The sequence below is a fragment of the Sporocytophaga sp. genome (assembly GCF_017745095.1).
Taxonomy (GTDB): domain Bacteria; phylum Bacteroidota; class Bacteroidia; order Cytophagales; family Cytophagaceae; genus Sporocytophaga.
The window spans coordinates 156,454-175,468 of the sequence record NZ_JAGHZZ010000009.1 but is presented as its reverse complement, the minus strand read 5'-3'; the positions used below and the strand labels follow the sequence as shown (position 1 = coordinate 175,468).

The 19,015-nt window shown below is 37.1% G+C and carries 16 protein-coding genes; 13 read left to right on the top strand and 3 right to left on the bottom strand.

Going from position 1 to position 19,015, the window contains the following annotated elements; genetic code table 11:
- Nucleotides 1-2: 2 nt before the first annotated feature.
- Nucleotides 3-752, top strand: coding sequence for a response regulator (locus J7604_RS15555; RefSeq protein ID WP_293897304.1), 750 nt, complete (start codon nucleotides 3-5; stop codon nucleotides 750-752).
- 6 nt (nucleotides 753-758) lie between these two features.
- Here the strand turns inward: J7604_RS15555 and J7604_RS15550 are convergent, their stop codons facing one another.
- The 3 genes from J7604_RS15550 to J7604_RS15540 form a co-directional block, all read right to left on the bottom strand.
- Complete coding sequence (locus J7604_RS15550; protein ID WP_293897302.1) at nucleotides 759-1,397, bottom strand: sterol desaturase family protein; 639 nt, start codon at nucleotides 1,395-1,397, stop codon at nucleotides 759-761.
- A 52-nt stretch (nucleotides 1,398-1,449) separates the two neighbouring features.
- Nucleotides 1,450-2,592 (bottom strand): N-acetyl-alpha-D-glucosaminyl L-malate synthase BshA, encoded by a 1,143-nt coding sequence (gene bshA / locus J7604_RS15545; RefSeq protein WP_293897300.1) that lies wholly within the window; start codon nucleotides 2,590-2,592, stop codon nucleotides 1,450-1,452.
- A gap of 70 nt (nucleotides 2,593-2,662) precedes the next feature.
- Entirely contained in the window at nucleotides 2,663-5,665 is a 3,003-nt protein-coding gene (locus J7604_RS15540) for a glycoside hydrolase family 3 N-terminal domain-containing protein (RefSeq protein ID WP_293897298.1), read from the bottom strand.
- A gap of 262 nt (nucleotides 5,666-5,927) precedes the next feature.
- Between J7604_RS15540 and mutL the strand changes: the two genes are divergently transcribed.
- From mutL to gatA, 12 genes are all read left to right on the top strand, one after another.
- The gene (gene mutL / locus J7604_RS15535; RefSeq protein ID WP_293897296.1) at nucleotides 5,928-7,811 is read left to right on the top strand and encodes a DNA mismatch repair endonuclease MutL; all 1,884 of its coding nucleotides are present in this window, start codon (nucleotides 5,928-5,930) and stop codon (nucleotides 7,809-7,811) included.
- A gap of 2 nt (nucleotides 7,812-7,813) precedes the next feature.
- A complete protein-coding gene (locus J7604_RS15530) occupies nucleotides 7,814-8,611 on the top strand; it encodes a rhomboid family intramembrane serine protease (RefSeq protein ID WP_293897294.1) in 798 nt (265 codons plus the stop codon).
- 1 nt (nucleotide 8,612) lies between these two features.
- Complete coding sequence (locus tag J7604_RS15525) at nucleotides 8,613-9,500, top strand: rhomboid family intramembrane serine protease (protein WP_293897292.1); 888 nt, start codon at nucleotides 8,613-8,615, stop codon at nucleotides 9,498-9,500.
- A 41-nt stretch (nucleotides 9,501-9,541) separates the two neighbouring features.
- Nucleotides 9,542-10,324: an enoyl-CoA hydratase-related protein gene (locus tag J7604_RS15520; RefSeq protein WP_293897290.1), complete on the top strand. Its 783-nt coding sequence runs from the start codon at nucleotides 9,542-9,544 to the stop codon at nucleotides 10,322-10,324.
- Nucleotides 10,325-10,400: 76 nt separating this feature from the next.
- Nucleotides 10,401-11,903 carry an oligosaccharide flippase family protein gene (locus tag J7604_RS15515; RefSeq protein ID WP_293897288.1) on the top strand — a complete coding sequence of 501 codons (1,503 nt, stop codon included), beginning with the start codon at nucleotides 10,401-10,403 and terminating at the stop codon, nucleotides 11,901-11,903.
- Nucleotides 11,904-11,938: 35 nt separating this feature from the next.
- Nucleotides 11,939-12,373 (top strand): dUTP diphosphatase, encoded by a 435-nt coding sequence (gene dut / locus J7604_RS15510; RefSeq protein WP_293897286.1) that lies wholly within the window; start codon nucleotides 11,939-11,941, stop codon nucleotides 12,371-12,373.
- A gap of 59 nt (nucleotides 12,374-12,432) precedes the next feature.
- On the top strand, nucleotides 12,433-13,437 hold the full coding sequence (locus J7604_RS15505) for a sugar nucleotidyltransferase (protein ID WP_293897284.1): 1,005 nt from the start codon (nucleotides 12,433-12,435) through the stop codon (nucleotides 13,435-13,437).
- Between the two features lie 8 nt (nucleotides 13,438-13,445).
- Nucleotides 13,446-15,161 carry a tetratricopeptide repeat protein gene (locus J7604_RS15500; protein WP_293897282.1) on the top strand — a complete coding sequence of 572 codons (1,716 nt, stop codon included), beginning with the start codon at nucleotides 13,446-13,448 and terminating at the stop codon, nucleotides 15,159-15,161.
- On the top strand, nucleotides 15,154-15,921 hold the full coding sequence (locus tag J7604_RS15495) for a DUF4292 domain-containing protein (protein WP_293897280.1): 768 nt from the start codon (nucleotides 15,154-15,156) through the stop codon (nucleotides 15,919-15,921). Before J7604_RS15500 ends, J7604_RS15495 begins: the two co-directional genes overlap by 8 nt.
- On the top strand, nucleotides 15,908-17,173 hold the full coding sequence (locus J7604_RS15490; protein ID WP_293897278.1) for a peptidoglycan DD-metalloendopeptidase family protein: 1,266 nt from the start codon (nucleotides 15,908-15,910) through the stop codon (nucleotides 17,171-17,173). The genes J7604_RS15495 and J7604_RS15490 overlap by 14 nt, the downstream gene beginning before the upstream one ends.
- A gap of 194 nt (nucleotides 17,174-17,367) precedes the next feature.
- A complete protein-coding gene (locus J7604_RS15485; RefSeq protein WP_293897276.1) occupies nucleotides 17,368-17,571 on the top strand; it encodes a twin-arginine translocase TatA/TatE family subunit in 204 nt (67 codons plus the stop codon).
- Between the two features lie 19 nt (nucleotides 17,572-17,590).
- Complete coding sequence (gatA, locus tag J7604_RS15480; RefSeq protein WP_293897274.1) at nucleotides 17,591-19,015, top strand: Asp-tRNA(Asn)/Glu-tRNA(Gln) amidotransferase subunit GatA; 1,425 nt, start codon at nucleotides 17,591-17,593, stop codon at nucleotides 19,013-19,015.

The following is a 19,015-nucleotide window of genomic DNA, read 5'->3' as shown; positions in this document are numbered from 1 at the left end:
TTATGAGTATTTCAAGCGAATATCTGTTTCAGGAACAGCCCATTTCCATTTTATTTACGGAGGATAATGAGCTGAATCAATTCCTTATATCAAAGTTGCTATCTAATTATAAAGACAAGGTGGAATTTGCTGAATCAGGTTATGATGCCATAGAAAAAATCAGGAAAAACCACTACGATATCGTTTTCATGGATATTAATCTTCCAAAGCTTAATGGTATCAAAGCCACTCAGATGATCCGAAATGATTTTAACCTTTCAGGTAATCAGTTGCCCATCATTGCTATGACTGCTGCAGAGAACAGCAATATGAAGGCGTTTATGGATGCGGGTATGAACGGTTATATCAACAAGCCATTTGAAGTAACTGAGCTAAAAGAAATTCTTGCAAAACACCTTGGAAATAATTCTAAAGCTACAATCAATGAACCAGTTATTGCTCCCTTTACATTCGGGAACATTACCAACAAAGATGTCTTGGCTAAAATGATTTCTCTATTCAAGAAGCATAAGAAAGAGTTTTTTGAACAAGTGACATTTTACATGGGAGAATCTAATTTTGAAGCAATTTCCAATACAGCACATAAAATGAAATCAACTGCAGATGTAATTGGAATGCCAGAACTTAAAGACGCCTTACATAAGCTGGAGAAATCTGCACAAGCGCAGGACAGAGTACAAATGGAACAAGCTTATAAAAAAGCTCAAGAGCTTTTCATCGTTTCAGAAAAAGCTCTTGAGCAGTTTAATTAATTCAACCTACAATTTTTTCTTTTTGGGAGGCATTGTCCCAAACACATAATCCCACAGTGGCGAAGACACCCCAAATACTGTAGAATTATCCTTATAATGATGTATTGCATGATTCACCCAAAGTTCTTTAAAGATATTTTTTGGGGGAGCATAAGCATGTACGATAAAGTGTACGAAAAGGTATGACGCATATCCTGTAAGTAACCCAGGCAAAAAACCGAATACTTTGGTATCCATTAACGAATAAAAAATCGCAAATAAAACCAGGGCCAAGGTAATACTTAGAAGAGGGGGCATCGCCAATCTGTCTTTATCTTTGGGAAATTCATGATGCACTCCATGCATGTTGTATTGAATCTTCTTCTTAAAATTGCTTGTTGGCTCCATATGGAATACAAAACGATGAACTAAGTATTCTATAAGAGTAAAAAACAGAAATCCACCAAGAAACAGGAATGGGATAAGGATTCCCGGAAGGGTGGTATATCTGAATGCGTAAAATAAAAGGACTGATGATATCACGATAAAAATTGAAATCGGTATTGATATATGCGTCCTGCTCAGTCTTTCTAATATTGGGTTGTCGAATAATTGCTTAGTACCACTATTCTTCGGCTTATTTGTAGTAAATCCTTTATCTTCCATATCTCTTATCTTATTTACTAGAAACAAATTGATTCTATTTTACTTTTTTTAATTACACTTTTAAAGTTTCACGAACATTTGTAAGAATTCTTTGGTAGAAACTTTCATACAACGGCAGAATATTTACTACGTCAAATTCCTTAGCTCTTTCCAGAGCGTTTTGTCTGAATTTCTGATGATTCTCGGGGCTTAAAATAATCATGGCTTTTTCCACCATGTCATCTATATCACCAACCTTAGACATAAATCCTGTTTTTCCATTGATATTCAACTCCGGAATACCACCTGTATCAGAGCTTAACACTGGCACTTCACAGGCCATTGCTTCAAGGGCTGCAAGTCCGAAGCTTTCCTTTTCTGAAGGCATTATAAATAAATCAGCCACAGAAAGTACTTCTTCTACCGCATCCAGCTTTCCTAAAAACCTTATATCGGAACATGTCTTCAATTCCCTGCAAAGGTTTTCAATCTTAATTCTTTCAGGACCATCACCTACAAGGAGGAGTTTTACCGGAATCAGCTTACGTAATTTGTCAAAGACCCTCACTACATCATCAACTCTCTTAACCGCTCTAAAGTTAGAAGTATGCACTAGAAGCTGCTCCCCGTGCGGGCAGATGGCTAATTTAAAATGCTCTTTCTTTTGCTTTTTAAATCTGTTAAGGTCAATGAAGTTTGGAATTACCTCAATGTCTTTAGTAACTTCAAAATGTTTGTAAGTATCTTTCTTCAGATCTGCACTCACAGCTGTAACACCATCAGATTCATTGATACTAAAGGTAACTACAGGTTCATAAGAGGCATCTTTTCCTACTAAGGTAATATCCGTACCATGAAGGGTAGTAACGACAGGAATGATTATCCCCTTGGTTTTCAATATCTGTTTTGCCATGTATGCAGCAGAGGCATGAGGTATTGCATAATGAACATGCAGTAAGTCAAGCTTTTCATGCAGAACAACATCCACCATTTTGCTGGCCAGTGCAAGCTCATATGGAGGGTATTGAAACAGCGGATAAGAAGAAATTGCTACTTCATGATAGAAAAGATTTTCATTGAAAAAATCCAGCCTTAATGGCTGGGTATAAGTAATAAAATGAATCTGGTGACCTTCTTTTGCCAGAGCTATTCCAAGCTCTGTCGCAACGACACCGCTACCTCCAAAGGTAGGGTAACAAACTATTCCAATCTTCATAATCCGGTCCTATTTAGACTTGTGTACAGGTTCAAAGTTAAAACAACAATGCGACCGGACAAATATAAGCTTACTTCAGCGTTATTCTTTTATCTGTATTATAATTTAATATTGCTTTATACAATACATCCTGAATCTTAGTCCTTATCCCTCCTTTTATCAGCTTTTGATTTCCAGCATCAGGATAAACCCTGTTTGAAAGGAAAACATAAACTAATTCCTGATCTGGATCTGCCCACACTGCTGTACCTGTAAAACCTGTATGTCCAAAGGTATTTGGAGAAGCATAATCTGAAGTTGGTCCGTTTCCGTCCGGCTCCGGTTTATCCCACCCCAGCCCTCTCCTGTTGTCTTCAAACTGTTTCTCTGAGAATAAAGGAACCGTCCTTGGCAGGAAATATCTGCTGCCTCCATAAAATCCTTTTTGAAGATTCATTTGCATAAGCACTGCAAGATCATTCGCATCGCTGAACATACCCGCATGCCCTCCGACTCCTCCAAGTAAGGCCGCTCCCTGATCATGTACGGTACCTCGTATCAGAGCTTTTCTGAAATACTTATCATCTTCAGTGGGAGCAATTTGATTTAAAGGAAATTTTCCTAAAGGACAATAAGTCAATGTATTTAATCCGAGCGGATCAAAGAAATTTTGTCTGAGGAATTCATCGAGGGATTGATCCAATACCTTCTCAGCAACGCGCTTCATGATATAAAAGCCAAGGTCGCTATATACGTAGGCATTTTTATCAGCACGTTTTTCCACCTTACCTTTCTTATTTTTCTTAAGTATAGGCTTAGGAAGCAGGTCAGATTCGATAGTCCATTTCCATAAGGAATCTTCAATAGTATTGATACAATACAATCCCGGAACAACCATTCTACAGAAAGTATCATTTTTCTCTGGCCTGTAATAGCATTTGTTAAAACCTGACGTATCAAGTGTGCGCTTCCAGTGAGGGAGGAACGGAATCAAACCGGCCTGATGTGTAAGAATATCTCTGATAACCAGATCTTCTTTATTGGTATTTTTTAATTCAGGAAGATAAAATGAAGCTTTTTTATCAAGGTCAATTAATTCTCTTTCCTGAAGAAACATAACAGCCTGAAGAGTTCCGGCCACTTTTGAAACAGAGGCTATATCATAAAGAGTGTTATTAGTTACTGGTTCTTTCTTATCATAGGTAAGATGCCCATAAGCCTTTTCAAACACTACTGTTCCATTTTTTACTGCAACTACCTGACATCCTGGAGTGGCCTTATCTGCAATAGCTCTTAAGGCTATTGAATCTATTTGTCTCAATGTCATCCCATCCATGCCGGCATTTTCAGGATAAGCGTAACGCAGTCTTTTCACAAACGGATTAGTATCATATCCTGAATTGATTGCAATCTCCTGACCGATAGAAACAGGGGTACGTCCTGTTGCTTGTACACCTCCGAAAATCACTTGTGGTACTACCTTATAAGTCACCTCGTTGTCTTCATACGCACACAATAAATTGGCGCTTGTAGAGAAAAATTTCAGACTATAAGGATTGCCAAATACACAAACAATAGTCTTAGTTGTTGCCTGAAGTTTTTTAATAAACTTCCTGGAGTTTTCACTTATACCATAATCCTTATTATTAAAGATATTGGTATTCTGAACTCCAATTATTACCACTTCAAATTTCTTCAATTCATTCAGAACAGCATCATAAACCGCTTCATCCGAATTTTTATTGGCAACAGCAAAATGAGCTACATTGGCATATTTGCTCAACATTTCCTGAAAGGTATTCCCCTTCTCTCTTCCGATAGAAATTGAAGCTATAGAAGTTGTATCAGGAAATTTCAAAGGAACAAGCTGATCGTCATTAAAAACAACTGTCATTGCTTTTTCATACAATTCCTGTTGAACAGCTTTTGCTGCGGTGCTGTTAAGATCTTCATAAAGGTTTTTTAATTCCACAGGAGTAATGTGGTCTAAACCAGCCCAGTATTTCGCTCTTAAAATCTTTCTTACCTTTTGATCTACATCTTCTTGAGTCAGTTCTTTGTTTTCAATTGCCTTTTCAATTTTGCCAATTGCGACTGGGACATTTTCAGGAAATAACAAGACATCATTACCTGAAAGCAAAGCATGTACATCTACTTCTCCTGGTTTGTAAAAACTGCTAACACCTTTCATATTCAAAGCATCAGTAAAAATAAGTCCATTAAAACCAAGATCTTTTTTCAGTATGTCGGTTACAACATGAGGAGAAAGTGTTGTAGCCCTGTTTGGAGTATTGTCCAATGCCGGTACATGGATATGCCCAACAAGAACTCCCATTACACTATCTTTAATGAGCTGACGGAAAGGATACATTTCGACATCCGTCAATCTTTGAATATCGTGATTGATAACCGGTAAAGTATGGTGAGAGTCGGACTCCGTATCACCATGTCCGGGGAAATGCTTAGCAGTTGTCAGCACAAAATGATCCTGCATACCCTTCATGTAAGCTATTCCTTTATTAGAAACATTTACTTTATCTTCCCCAAAGGAGCGCATTCCAATGACTGGGTTATTAGGATTGCTGTTCACATCCACACAAGGGGCAAAGTTAACATGAACACCCAGTCTCCTGCATTGACGGGCCACCTCCTTACCCATTTTGTAGATGTATTTATCATCTGCGATTGCACCCAAAGTCATCTGTTTAGGAAAACTTATGACACTATCAAGGCGCATCCCAAGTCCCCACTCTGCATCCATGGCAATAAATAGAGGTACTTTGGAAAGATTCTGATATTTATTAGTAAGAATTGCCTGACGAACGGGACCTCCCTGAAAAAAAATCAGGCCACCAATGCCATATTTTGTAATGAGCTCTTCAATTTCCTGAATATGTTTTTCCCCTTTATTAGAGTATGCAGCCACCATAAACAGGTGACCGATCCTCTGCTGAGGAGTCATTGAGTTCATGATGCTATCTACCCACGCATCCTGATTCATTAGCCTTTTGGGCGTCTTTTTTGGATTATTCCACGAAAGAAAAAGGGCCCCAGAAAGGATAAGAAACGAAACCAATAAATACCTGCTATACATCAACTACTCGGAATTAAAAGAGAAACTTTACAGATACAACAAACGGACCAGTATTTTATGTTTTAAATAACTAAGTAAAATATTTATTGTAAGGGTAATATTCTCTTCAAATATAAATTAATTAATGTTTGCGGGAAATGAATTTCAAATCAATGTTTAAGAAATTGTTATACTTTTTTAAGAAAGGATAAATGAATAACTTTTTTAAATTAAAATTATTATAAGAAAAAACGGGTTATTTTTGTCTCCAGAATAAAACCAAATGCCAGATATAATTCGTCTCCTTCCGGATGCTTTAGCCAATCAGATTGCTGCAGGTGAAGTTGTTCAAAGACCAGCTTCTGTGGTAAAAGAGCTTCTGGAAAATTCCATTGATGCGGGAAGCAATAAAATTCAATTAATAGTAAAAGATGCAGGGAAAGCACTTATTCAAGTGGTTGACAACGGGAAAGGTATGTCTGATACAGATGCCAGACTTAGCTTTGAAAGACATGCAACCTCCAAAATAAGCTCTACTGAAGACCTTTTTGCAATAAGAACTTTCGGGTTCCGTGGAGAAGCTTTGGCTTCCATCGCCGCTGTTGCACAAGTAGAAATGAAAACTAGAAGAGCCGATGATGAAGTAGGAACACTTATTAGAATCGAAGGCTCGGAAATAAAAACCCAGGAACCTGTAAATACACCTGTTGGTACCAGTTTTAGTATAAAAAACCTGTTTTTTAACGTTCCGGCCAGAAGAAACTTCCTGAAATCTAACCCGGTAGAAATGCGTCATATTCTGGATGAGTTTCACAGAGTTGCATTAGCTTACCCTGCAATAGGTTTTACTCTTTACCAGAACGATATGGAAATATTCAATATGCCTTCAGAAAAGCTGAGCAGAAGAATAATTTCCCTTTTTGGTCAAAACTATAAAGAACAGCTTATTACTTGCCAAGAAGAAACTGACCAGCTGAAAATTCATGGCTATATCGGAAAGCCTGAAAATGCAAAAAGAACGAGAGGAGACCAGTATTTCTTCGTTAATAACAGATTTATCAAAAATAACTACCTGCATCATGCAGTGGTACATGCGTTTGACAATCTTCTTCCGGATGACAGTTTTCCTTTTTATGTGCTTTTCATAGAAATCGATCCTAAACACATCGATGTCAACGTTCACCCTACGAAAACCGAGATTAAATTTGATGATGAGAAAACCATTTATGCCATCATCAGAGCTGCGGTGAAAAAAGCACTTGCGACACACAATATTGCTCCATCTCTGGATTTTGACCAGGATATTAACTTTTCACTCGGACAAAATCCTTCAAGCTTTCCAAACTTCCCTCCGAGGAATAGAGAACATGAAATAGAAAGAGGAAACGAGTCATTTAAACAGGGATTGCGGTTCCCTTCCTCATCAAATCCTTTGGAAGAAAAAAATAAAGATAACTGGGAGCAGTTGTACAAATCTTTCGAAAACGAAGAAAAACCAAAGACTTTTGAAACAATCCGCCTAGGAAGTGCGGTAAATACCAAACCTGAGGAAAAGGATATTTCATTAAATAAAGACCTTTTGTACAACGAAAACCAAAGTACTTTTCAGCTTCATCAGAAATATATAGTCACTCAGGTAAAATCAGGCATGCTTGTGGTAGATCAACAAGCAGCGCATGAAAGGATTCTTTATGAGAAATACCTGAATATGCTTCAGAATAAATTCGGAGCCTCTCAGCAATTTCTTTTTCCTTTGAAAATAGAACTTTCTCATTCAGACTTTGCTCTGATCATGGAAATGGAAGAAGAGATCAAATCATTAGGATTTGTTTTCAGTGTATTCGGGAATACCACCATTGTTGTAAATGGAATTCCTGCTGATATTACCGGGGGAAATGAAAAAGATCTTTTTGAAGGGCTAATCGAGCAATTTAAAAACAATAGGGACGAAATTAGTATTGATAGGAAAGAAAACCTGGCAAGGTCCCTTGCCAAAAGAGCTTCTCTGAAGCCAGGCACAAGGCTGACTTTGCTAGAAATGAACACCTTAATAGATCAGTTATTTGCCTGTAAAAGTCCAAATTATGCTCCGAATGGCAATCATACTATTGTAATTCTGGACATGAACAGGATTGAAAAGTTTTTTACAAGACCCAATTTTAGTTAGTCATGCAAATGTCTCTTACTCCCATGGTGAAGAATCTTCTGATATTAAATATCGGGGTATTTATCATTATGGCGTTTACCAAAGTTGATCTAATCGGTATTCTAGGGCTTAAGTACCTGAATGCTCCTGGAATGAAGACAGAAGCTTACCGTTATTTCACCCACATGTTTGTTCATGCAGACTGGGGACACCTCTTTTCCAATATGTTTGGACTTTTTATGTTTGGACCATTATTGGAAAGAGTCTGGGGACCTATGAGATTTCTGGCATTCTATATGATTTGTGGGCTAGGAGCAGCAATGCTGTATTCAGGAGTGTTATATTTTGAAATGCATCATTTAGAAGTTTTAAAAAATAATTTTATTTCAAATCCCTCTCCTGAATTGTTTATCAAGTTTATCAGAGAATCTGTTGGAGATCAATTTCTTGGAAGTTTCCAATTTCTAGACGGGTATGAGAAAAACCCAGGAAATCCAACTTTCATTAATTACGCTAAAGATCAAATTATCGATATTTACAATTACACGATTAATAGGCCCATGGTGGGTGCTTCGGGAGCAATCTTTGGAGTTCTTATGGCTTTCGGATTACTTTTCCCGAATACAGAAATGTTTTTGCTTTTTGTGCCGGTTCCCATAAAAGCTAAGTATATTGTTGGGTTTTATGGATTATTTGAGATTTACGCGGGCATTCAAAGAAATCCGGGGGACAATGTAGCTCATTTTGCTCATATTGGAGGAATGTTATTCGCATTCCTGATTGTTAAATACTGGGAAAGAGAAAGAAATCGTTTTTATTAAAATGAATCTTTTAGAAGACTTAAAATATCAGTTTAGACAAAAGGAAAATGGTCTGACAAAGATCATTCTGATCAATGTTATTGTCTACTTAATAGACACCATTTTATGGGTATTCTCAAGAGGATTTGAGAATATGTCCCTTTTCAACCTTATTTATTTCAATCAACATATACCACCAATATTTACAAACTTTCTTCATAAACCGTGGACGCTTTTTACATATTTCTTTAGTCACGATGTGCCCGGACCATTTCACATTCTTGGTAATATGCTTGGCCTATACTGGTTTGGAAGGCTTATCACAGAGTACCTTGGAAATCGCCGGTTGATCAGTCTTTACATTTTAGGAGGAATTGCCGGTGCTGTCATTTATCTTTTGCTCTACAACTTCGTCCCTTATTTTATTCAACACAGACCTGCAATAGGTATGGTTGGAGCTTCTGCCAGTGTATTTGCTATTACTGTTGCAGCTGCAACACTTCTGCCAGAATACTATTTTCACCTTGTGTTTATAGGACCTGTCAAAATAAAATACATTGCAGCTTTCTTTATTCTTATTTCATTTATTGGCTCCGTCGGCATGAATGCTGGAGGGAATTTAGCCCATCTTGGAGGGGCTTTGCTTGGCTACGTTTTTATCAAGCAGCTTAAAAACGGCCGGGATCTTGGTAAGCCGATCAGCGCAGTAAGTGAGTTCATCAACAAATTATTTACCAGAAGAAAATTTAAAGTGAGCTATAGAAGCAGTGACAAAAACTTTAATTATGAAGATAAAGAACCGGATCAGAAAGAGATAGATGCCATTCTGGATAAAATTTCAAAATCCGGGTATTCCAGTCTTACAAAACGAGAAAAGGAAAGGCTTTTCAGAGCAAGCAGTAAAAAATAACATTAATCATCTTAACAGTTTCAGCCCAATTTTTTATGCAAATGGTGGATTTTAAAAACTTATCAGTAACAGAAAAAGACGGAATACTTCATATTACCATCAGCCGGGTGGAAAAAATGAATGCACTGAATCACAAAACCCTGGAAGAGCTGAAAGAAGCAATTCAGAAGGCCTATGATGAAGATAGTATTAAAGGTGTAATCCTTACAGGTGCTGGTGAAAAAGCATTTGTTGCTGGGGCTGACATTAAAGAGATATCAGAAGTACCGGAAGTCAATGCCAGAAAATTTTCCGAATACGGCCAGGAAATTTTTGATGCATTTGAAAAGTGCCCGAAACCTGTTATTGCTGCTGTTAATGGATTCGCTCTAGGCGGAGGATGCGAACTGGCAATGGCATGCCATATAAGAATTGCATCTGACAATGCCAAGTTCGGACTTCCTGAAGTTAGCCTCGGCATCCTTCCTGGATATGGCGGTACACAAAGGCTTCCCCAACTGGTAGGAAAAGGCAAAGCTTTCGAATTAATTATGACAGGAGACATGATTCCTGCTCAAGAAGCACATGCAATTGGACTGGTCAACCACGTTACCGACAAAGATCATCTGATACCAAAATGTCTTGAAATTTTGAATAAAATCACAACTAAAGCTCCAATTGCCATTGCTCAGGTCGTTGAATGCATCAATGCTGCTTATTCAAAAGAAGAAGATGGATACCAGACAGAAGCCAATTCATTCGGAATCTGCTGCAAATCGGAAGATTTCCACGAGGGCACTTCTGCATTTCTTGATAAAAGGAAGCCAGAATTCAAAGGGAAATAAATAACCGGAGATTTACGTTATTCCGACAATTCTTAAATACAATATAATAAGGGTTTTTAGAACCCTTTTTTAATTTATGTCACTTCTCAAAAAATTAGCAGGGCAGACAGCCCTTTATGGATTAAGCAGTATACTTGGAAGAGCGATCAATTTTTTGCTTGTCCCCTTTTATACAGCTGTTCTTACTGCAGTACAATTCGGTACAATCACTGAGCTCTATGCGTATGTAGCTTTCTTTAACATACTTTATTTATACGGTATGGAAACTGCATATTTCCGATTTGCCACTAAAGACAATCTTTCAGAAGAGTCTGTTTTTAATCAATCCGAAACTTCATTGATTTTCTCAAGTCTCCTGATGAGTGGTTCAGTACTTCTGCTTTCACCAGTTATTGCCAATGGCTTGGATTATCATGGACATTCATCTTATTTTGTTCTTCTTGGAACTATTCTCGCCATAGATTCAATGCTGGCAATTCCATTTGCCAGACTAAGACTTCAAAACAAAGCAGGCGTATTTGCAACGGCCAAATTATTCAACATACTGGTAAATGTCGGCTTTAATATCTTTTTCCTTGTTTTCTGTAAGAAAATAGCTGCCGGAGAACAACTGCCTTCTTTAAAACCTTTGATTCAATCGTTCTATTCTGAAGAATATTTTGTAGAATACATCCTGATAGCAAACCTAATAGCAAGTTTTCTTACAATCTTCTTTTTGCTAAAGACATTTAAAGGTTTCAAAATAGATTTTAACTGGGAAAGACTTAAACCAATGCTTGTCTATTCTATCCCAATGTTATTCATCGGGCTAGCAGGAATGGTGGATGAAATGCTGAGCAGGATCATCCTTAAATATGTTTTGCCTGACGGTTTTTATCCCAACAGAACCAACCTGGAAGCCTTGGGTATTTTTGGAGCTTGTTACAGACTTTCAATGTTTATGACCTTGGCAGTGCAATCATTCAGATATGCCTCAGATCCTTTCTTTTTTTCTCAGGCTAAAGACAAAAATGCTCCCGAACTCTTTGCAACTGTAATGAAATGGTTTGTGATAGCATGCGCATTCCTTTATGTTGTTGTTAGTTGTAATCTTTCCCTTTTTGAAAAAATATTGAGAGGAGAAATATTCAGAGAAGGTATACTTGTAGTGCCTGTTCTTTTAATGGCCAATCTGTTTCTTGGAATATACTATAATTTATCTATCTGGTACAAACTGACAGACAAAACCCAGCTTGGAACCCTGATAAGCATATTTGGCGCGGCAATTACAATTACCGCTAATTTTATTCTGATACCCTTCTTCGGATACATGGGTAGTGCGGTCACGACGTTAATCTGTTATTTCCTGATGTCCACAATAAGCTATTTATGGGGTAAAAAGTATTTCCCTGTACCCTATAATATAGGTTCCGCACTATTTTATCTAACCTTTGCTGTTATTTTAAGTATACTAGCTCTCAGTTATCCTTTCGGGAAAGGTAGTATTATGAGCTACGGCTTCCAGGTGATTTTGCTTGGGACATATCTATTTGTGGTATTTTTGATTGAAAGAAAGCAAATGAATTTTAAAGCATCATAATTTTTGTATTTTTACCCGACTTATAAAATTGAAAAATGCAGGTAAGAATAATAAATAATTCTAAGCACGGACTTCCATCCTATCAAACAGAAGGTTCTGCTGGCATGGATTTGCGGGCTGATCTGGAGAACCCGGTTTTATTAAAACCAATGGAACGAGCATTGATTTCCACAAAATTATTTATTGAACTCCCACTAGGTTATGAAGCACAGATAAGACCAAGAAGCGGTCTTGCTTTTAAAAACGGAATTACCGTACTCAATTCACCAGGTACTATAGATTCTGATTACAGAGGAGAAATTAAAGTCCTACTAGTTAATCTTTCTACAGAAGAATTTCTGATTAACGATGGAGAAAGAATTGCTCAAATGATAATAAGTAAATATGAACAAATTAGCTGGTTATCTGTTAAGGAGCTAGCCAATTCCCAGAGGGCGGCAGGCGGATTCGGCAGTACCGGAACCAGATAATTTTGCACAGATATTTTGATATAATCCTTAACTATAATAACCTTAACTAATTTTTAAGTATGAAGATAATTATTCCAATGGCGGGAATGGGCAAGAGAATGCGCCCTCATACCTTGACTGTTCCAAAACCACTTATCCCGATCGCTGGCAAGCCTATTGTACAGAGACTTGTAGAGGATATTGCCAAGGTTTGCGGAACAAAAGTAGACGAAGTAGCATTCATCATTGGTAACTTTGGAAAAGAAGTAGAAAAAAAACTGATGGAAATTGCCGCATCAGTTGGCGCAAAGGGAAGCATATACTATCAGGAAGAAGCATTGGGAACTGCTCATGCAATTCTTTGCGCAAAAGAAGCATTAAAAGGAAATCTTGTGGTTGCATTTGCTGATACACTTTTTAAAGCAGATTTTAAACTTGACACTTCCTCAGAAGGCATTATCTGGGTACAAAAAGTTGAAGACCCAAAACCATTTGGGGTAGTAACTCTGAATGAGAAAGAAGAAATTACTAAATTTGTTGAAAAACCGGAGACATTCGTATCTGATCTTGCAATTATCGGTATTTACTATTTCAAAGACGGAGAATATCTTTCAAAAGAACTTCAGTACCTTATCGACAACAATATCAAGGACAAAGGTGAGTATCAGCTTACCAATGCGCTTGATAATATGAAAAACAAAGGGACTAAATTTAAACCCGGAAAAGTTACCGAATGGCTTGATTGCGGAAACAAAGATTCTACCGTACAGACCAACGAAAGGTACCTGGATTACATTAAAGATCAGCAACTTGTTGCAAAATCTGCGAAAATTACAAATTCTGTGATTATCCCTCCTTGTTACGTTGGTGAAAATGCTGAAATCAGCAATACTATATTAGGACCATTCGTTTCTGTGGGAAATGGAACAAAAATTATCGATTCTGTGGTTAAAAAGTCTATAATCCAGGAAAAGGCTGTGGTCAAAAACGCCAACATCAGCAATTCGATGCTTGGAAATTCTGCTACCTTTGAAGGAAAACCTTCCGACCTGAGTGTTGGAGACTTCAATACCATTGTGCTTTAATATTATTTATGAAAAGATTACTTGTTACTTTTGCAATACCATTTTTTCTATTTTACTTATTGTCAGTTCAAGAGGGTTTTAGCCAAAAAAAATCCAAAGCAGACAAAAAGGAGAAATATCTGATTGCAGAAGGCTATTTTACTGAGGGCATGAAGCTGTATGTTTTAAATAACTACGCTGATGCCCTCAGCAATTTTCAGAAAGCCTATGAAATAAATCCGGAAAACTCCGGTATCAATTACATGCTAGGTAAGCTTGCACTTCAGCAAGACAAGTACGACCAAGCAATCAACTATGCTCAAAAATCTTTAAAACAAGACCCAAAGAACAAGTACTACTATCTTCTTTTGGGCGAGATCTATGAGAAAAAACAGGACTATCCGGAAGCTCTTAAAGTAATAAAAAAACTTCTGGCTGAAGTTCCGGACACAGAGGATTATCTTTTTGACCTTGCAGCTCTTTATCTCTATACAAATAATGTAGAGGAAGCAATAAAGATATACGACAAAATTGAATCTTACTTTGGAAAAACTCCTGAAGTAAGTAAACAAAAACAACTTATCTTCCTTCAGGGCAATAAACTTAAAGAAGCTATAGCCGAGGGAGAAAGTCTTATTAATGCATATCCCGAGGAAAGCGAGTTTAAAATAAGACAGGCTGAAATTCTCTACTCTAACAATAAGGAAAAAGAAGGTCTCGCTATATTAGAGACTCTGGTGAAAGAAGAACCAGATAACGGATATGCCTGGATTGCCTTAGCAGATTATTATAAAAATCAGGGTGAATATGACAAGTCTCTCAAAGCTGTGTCCAAGGCATTTCAAAACCCTGAAGTGGACATTACCTCCAAAATCACATTGCTTGAAGATCTTAAAAAACTTCCATCAGATAAATTACCTCAAGACCAGTTAATATCTCTTTGTGAAGATTTGAAGAAAGTACATCCTACTGATGCTGCAGCATATGGTGCAAGTGGCGATGTTTATTTTATTGCTGGTAATAAAGAAAAAGCCCTTCTGAATTACACCCAGTCTAAAAATCTGAATCCAAATAATTTTAATCTTTGGAATCAGATCCTGATGTTAGACTCTGACCTTAATCATCGTGACAGCTTGATCAAACATTCTGAACAGGCATTGGAGATATTCCCAAATCAGGCTATACTTTGGCTATACAATGGAGGTGCCTATTTGATGAAAAGCAATTATAACAGAGCAATTGAAGCGCTAGAAGAGGGTAAAAAACTTTCATCATCAAACAATGAGCTGAAACTTCAATTTCTCATGCAACTAGGTGATGCCTATAATGGAGCAAAAGAATTTCAAAAGTCCGACGATGCATATGAAGAAGTTCTGAAGTTTGACAGTAAAAACGCACATGTACTGAACAACTACAGTTATTTTCTTTCTTTAAGAAAAGATAAGCTGGACCATGCAAAAACATTGTGTGAAAGGTTAATAAAAGAATATCCTTCTGAACCTACTTTCCTGGATACATTCGGGTGGGTATTATATATCCTGAAAGATTATCCAAATGCTAAAATATACCTTGAAAAGGCTGCACTAAGCTCAACTAACGGTACCATTTTCGAGCATTATGGAGATGTACTTTATCAGCTTGGAGACAAAGAAAAAGCATTAGAATATTGGCAAAAAGCCAAAGTCGCAGGTGAAACAAGCGAGTTTATTGACAAGAAAATTAGAGACAAAAAAATTTATGAATAATATTAAAAGTCTCTTTTTCTTATTTGGCCTGACTTTAATATTCTCTTCCTGCAAAAAAAATCTGACGCCGACGGCTGCGACTCAGGAAGAAATAATTAACCTTACTGTTCAAGAAATCGACTTCAACTATTTTTCCGCTAAAGCAAAGGTAGATTTTAAAGACAATGAACAGGATCTTCATTTTACTGTAAATATCAGAATGAAGAAAGACAGTATTGTCTGGCTTTCCATTTCTCCTGCTCTTGGTATTGAAGCTGCCCGTTGCCTTATACTTAAAGATTCTGTCCATATGATAGACAGAATTAATAATAAGTATTCCTCTTATGATTTATCTTTTTTAAGTCAAAAATTCAATGTGCCAATGAATCTTCCTACTATACAAGCGCTTTTAGTGGGAAATATGCCTTTTAAAAGAGATCATCACGATAAAATCATAAAAACCACAGAAACAAGTATTTGCACCGTAGAGCAACACAAAACTGACCTCATTGCAACCAACTTTATTTCACTGGTTTCCATGGTTCTAAAAAAACTTGAATTAACTGAAAAGGTAAATCATAACCATCTCATCATAAATTATGATAACTTTGCACCGATAAATAATTATAATTTTCCCAATAAGATTTCGGTCAATTTAAATTACAAGCAAGGTGGGACTGTTCTTCAAACTACAATCGACGCTGATTACACCAAAGTGGAATTCCCTGAAAAAGAGCTCGGTTTCCCGTTTAACGTCCCCAAAAGATTTGAAAACCGTTAGTATTTTTTTACTTCTTTTACTTACCTCACTTGTTGCTTTCGCACAAAAAAGCAAATCGCAACTTGAAAAAGAAAAAGAAGAAAATCTGAGAAAAATTCAAGAAGCTCACAGGATTTTACAGGAAACAAAATCAAAAAAAGAAGCTACACTCGGACAACTTTCTGCACTCAATCAGCAAATCAGTGCAAGAAACGCTCTGATCAATTCAATAACAAAAGAAATTGAATTACTTGACCAGGACATCCTTGAGACCGAAGACTTTATTGCTGCCTTGGAAAGTGATATCGAAGTATTGAAAGATGAATATGCGGAAATGATTTACACCGCTTCAAAAGTCAATAACTATTATGATAAACTGACATTTATTTTTGCTTCTGAATCATTCAACCAAATGCTTCAAAGAATAAAATATTTCAGACAGTATTCCGAAGCGAGAAAAAGTCAGGTTGAAGTAATAGAAAAAGTAAAAGCTTCTTTGGCAAAACAAAAAAGGAGATTGGAGCAAAAGAAGAGAGAAAAGCAGGCACTTATTGACAATAAGACTACAGAGACTAGAAATCTTGAAGAGTTAAAAGTTCAGCAAAATGAAGTTGTAAAAGAATTAAGCAACAAGGAAAAAGAGCTGATTAAAGAACTTGAGAATAGAAAAAAATCTATCAGAAAACTTGAAAAACTCATTACCGACTTAATTAAAGAAGAAAGAGAAAAAGCAGAACGAGAGGCTGCCAAAGCAGCTAAGGAAGCTAAAGAGCGTGAAGAAAAAGATAAGCATTCAGGAAGGTCAAATAGCAAAAGTGCCCATGTATCACCGAATCTGACCCCTGAAGCAAATAATTTATCCAATTCCTTTGCTGGCAATATGGCTAAGCTGCCTTGGCCTGTAGTTCATGGCAGTGTTTCCCATCATTTTGGAAAACAACCTCATCCAGTTTTAAAAGGAGTTTATGTAGAAAATCTGGGTGTAGACATTCAAACTTTGAAAGATGAACAGGTTAGAAGTGTATTCAGAGGAAAAGTAATTGCAGTGGCTGAAGTACCAGGAATGAATTATGTGGTAATGGTGCAGCATGGAGACTATTTTTCTGTCTACGCAAAGCTAAAAACAGTACTTGTTAAAACAGGGCAGGAAATAGACGCTAAATCTCCACTGGGATATATTTATACAGACAAAAATGACGTTTCCGAACTGCAATTCCAGATCTGGAAAAACAATGAAAAATTAGATCCTGAAAAATGGCTATACATTAAATAAATCAGCCAATTAAATTGTAATTAAAAATCTCGGGAAGAAAGTCAGGCAAATTTATAATTAACTCACTAAAAGTAGCTTACAAGGAAAGTTTTCCACATTTCAACACCAACCTTCCGGATTTGGGTTTTGCGGCCTGCAGTTTATTACCTATCTTTGTTTAAATTATTTAATATTTTATATAAATATCTAAGAAAATGGCTTATTCAATGTTCTTATTTCTTCCAAATATGGGAGGCTGGGAAGTATTTCTTATCCTTACCGTAGTAATATTATTGTTTGGTGCCAAGAAAATCCCTGAACTTGCAAGAGGAGTAGGAAGAGGTATCAGAGAATTTAAAGACGCCACCAAAGAAATCAAAAACGAAATCGAAGAAGGCGCAAAAGAGGATAAAAAATAAACCAATAATTAGAGGGGACTTGAAAAGATATAATTCTTTAGAAGAAGTGCGTTCAGACCTTAGCAAAGGACTGATTTCATGCAGATCGCTTACAGAATATTACTTAGATAATATCAAGAAAAAAGCTCACCTAAATGCTTATCTGGAAGTTTATGAAACAGAAGCATTAGCCAAAGCAAGCGAAGTTGATCAGAAAATAAAAGAAGGCAAAGCAGGGAAACTTGCAGGAATGGTTATCGGAATAAAAGATGTTCTATGTCATAAAAATCATGGACTTCAGGCTTCCGGTAAAATTTTGTCTGGTTTTATTTCTCAGTTTAGCGGAACTGCAGTTCAAAGAATTATTGATGAGGATGCAATTATCATTGGAAGGCAAAACTGCGACGAGTTTGCAATGGGGTCTTCCAATGAAAATTCTGCATTCGGCCCTTCCTTAAATGAAGCGGATACCACCAGAGTGCCAGGAGGATCTTCCGGGGGATCTGCAGTAGCAGTACAAGCAGACCTTTGTCTTGCTTCTCTTGGATCTGATACAGGTGGTTCAGTTAGACAACCTGCAGCTTTCTGTGGTATATATGGGTTAAAACCTACCTATTCACGTATCTCTAGATACGGTCTAATTGCTTATTCTTCGTCTTTCGACACTATAGGTATCATCTCAAGATCAGTAGAAGACGCAGCTCTTTTACTGGAAATCATGGCAGGTCCTGATAATTTTGATAGTACGGTTTCACATAAAGAAGTTCCGGCTTATTCCAAGTCGCTTGACTTTGGTAAAAAAGTAAAGATCGGATATTTGAAGGAATCCGTCGAAAGCCCAGGAGTAAACGAAGAGATCCGTAAAAAAACCCAGGACATTTTAACAACCCTTGAAAAAGAGGGACATACTGTAAAACCCGTTGAATTTTCGTTGCTGGAATACATTCTTCCTACCTATTACATCCTTACAACTGCTGAAGCTAGTTCCAACCTTTCCAGATATGATGGCGTAAAATACGGTTACAGAAGTTCAGAAGCCACTGATTTGCAAAGCTTGTACAAAAAGACAAGGTCAGAAGCCTTCGGAGCAGAAGTAAAGAGAAGAATCATGCTTGGAACTTTTGTGCTGAGTGCGGGTTATTATGATGCGTACTATACCAAAGCGCAAAAGGTCAGAAGACTGATCAAGGAACAAACTGAAAAAATACTTTCAGATGTTGACTTTCTGGTTATACCAACTACTCCTACTACAGCGTTTAAGATAGGAGAGAAAACAGAAGATCCCATCTCAATGTACCTCGCCGATGTCTTTACCGTTCAGGCGAACCTCTCAGGAATTCCTGCAATCTCCGTGCCTGCCGGAAACGACAGTCAAGGCTTGCCGATCGGTATTCAGATCATGACAAAAGCATTTGAAGAAAGCAGCTTACTAGCTTTCTCCAAATACTTAACTAGCAAAAATTAA

What these genes read in the sequence shown, in the direction of transcription:
- J7604_RS15495 (WP_293897280.1), top strand. Translation starts at nt 15,154, where the DNA reads ATGAATAATATTAAAAGTCTCTTTTTCTTATTTGGCCTGACTTTAATA.
- J7604_RS15500 (WP_293897282.1), top strand. Translation starts at nt 13,446, where the DNA reads ATGAAAAGATTACTTGTTACTTTTGCAATACCATTTTTTCTATTTTAC.
- mutL (WP_293897296.1), top strand. Translation starts at nt 5,928, where the DNA reads ATGCCAGATATAATTCGTCTCCTTCCGGATGCTTTAGCCAATCAGATT.
- J7604_RS15525 (WP_293897292.1), top strand. Translation starts at nt 8,613, where the DNA reads ATGAATCTTTTAGAAGACTTAAAATATCAGTTTAGACAAAAGGAAAAT.
- J7604_RS15550 (WP_293897302.1), bottom strand. Translation starts at nt 1,397, where the DNA reads ATGGAAGATAAAGGATTTACTACAAATAAGCCGAAGAATAGTGGTACT.
- dut (WP_293897286.1), top strand. Translation starts at nt 11,939, where the DNA reads ATGCAGGTAAGAATAATAAATAATTCTAAGCACGGACTTCCATCCTAT.
- J7604_RS15520 (WP_293897290.1), top strand. Translation starts at nt 9,542, where the DNA reads ATGGTGGATTTTAAAAACTTATCAGTAACAGAAAAAGACGGAATACTT.
- J7604_RS15515 (WP_293897288.1), top strand. Translation starts at nt 10,401, where the DNA reads ATGTCACTTCTCAAAAAATTAGCAGGGCAGACAGCCCTTTATGGATTA.
- J7604_RS15555 (WP_293897304.1), top strand. Translation starts at nt 3, where the DNA reads ATGAGTATTTCAAGCGAATATCTGTTTCAGGAACAGCCCATTTCCATT.
- J7604_RS15505 (WP_293897284.1), top strand. Translation starts at nt 12,433, where the DNA reads ATGAAGATAATTATTCCAATGGCGGGAATGGGCAAGAGAATGCGCCCT.
- J7604_RS15540 (WP_293897298.1), bottom strand. Translation starts at nt 5,665, where the DNA reads ATGTATAGCAGGTATTTATTGGTTTCGTTTCTTATCCTTTCTGGGGCC.
- J7604_RS15485 (WP_293897276.1), top strand. Translation starts at nt 17,368, where the DNA reads ATGGCTTATTCAATGTTCTTATTTCTTCCAAATATGGGAGGCTGGGAA.
- bshA (WP_293897300.1), bottom strand. Translation starts at nt 2,592, where the DNA reads ATGAAGATTGGAATAGTTTGTTACCCTACCTTTGGAGGTAGCGGTGTC.
- J7604_RS15530 (WP_293897294.1), top strand. Translation starts at nt 7,814, where the DNA reads ATGCAAATGTCTCTTACTCCCATGGTGAAGAATCTTCTGATATTAAAT.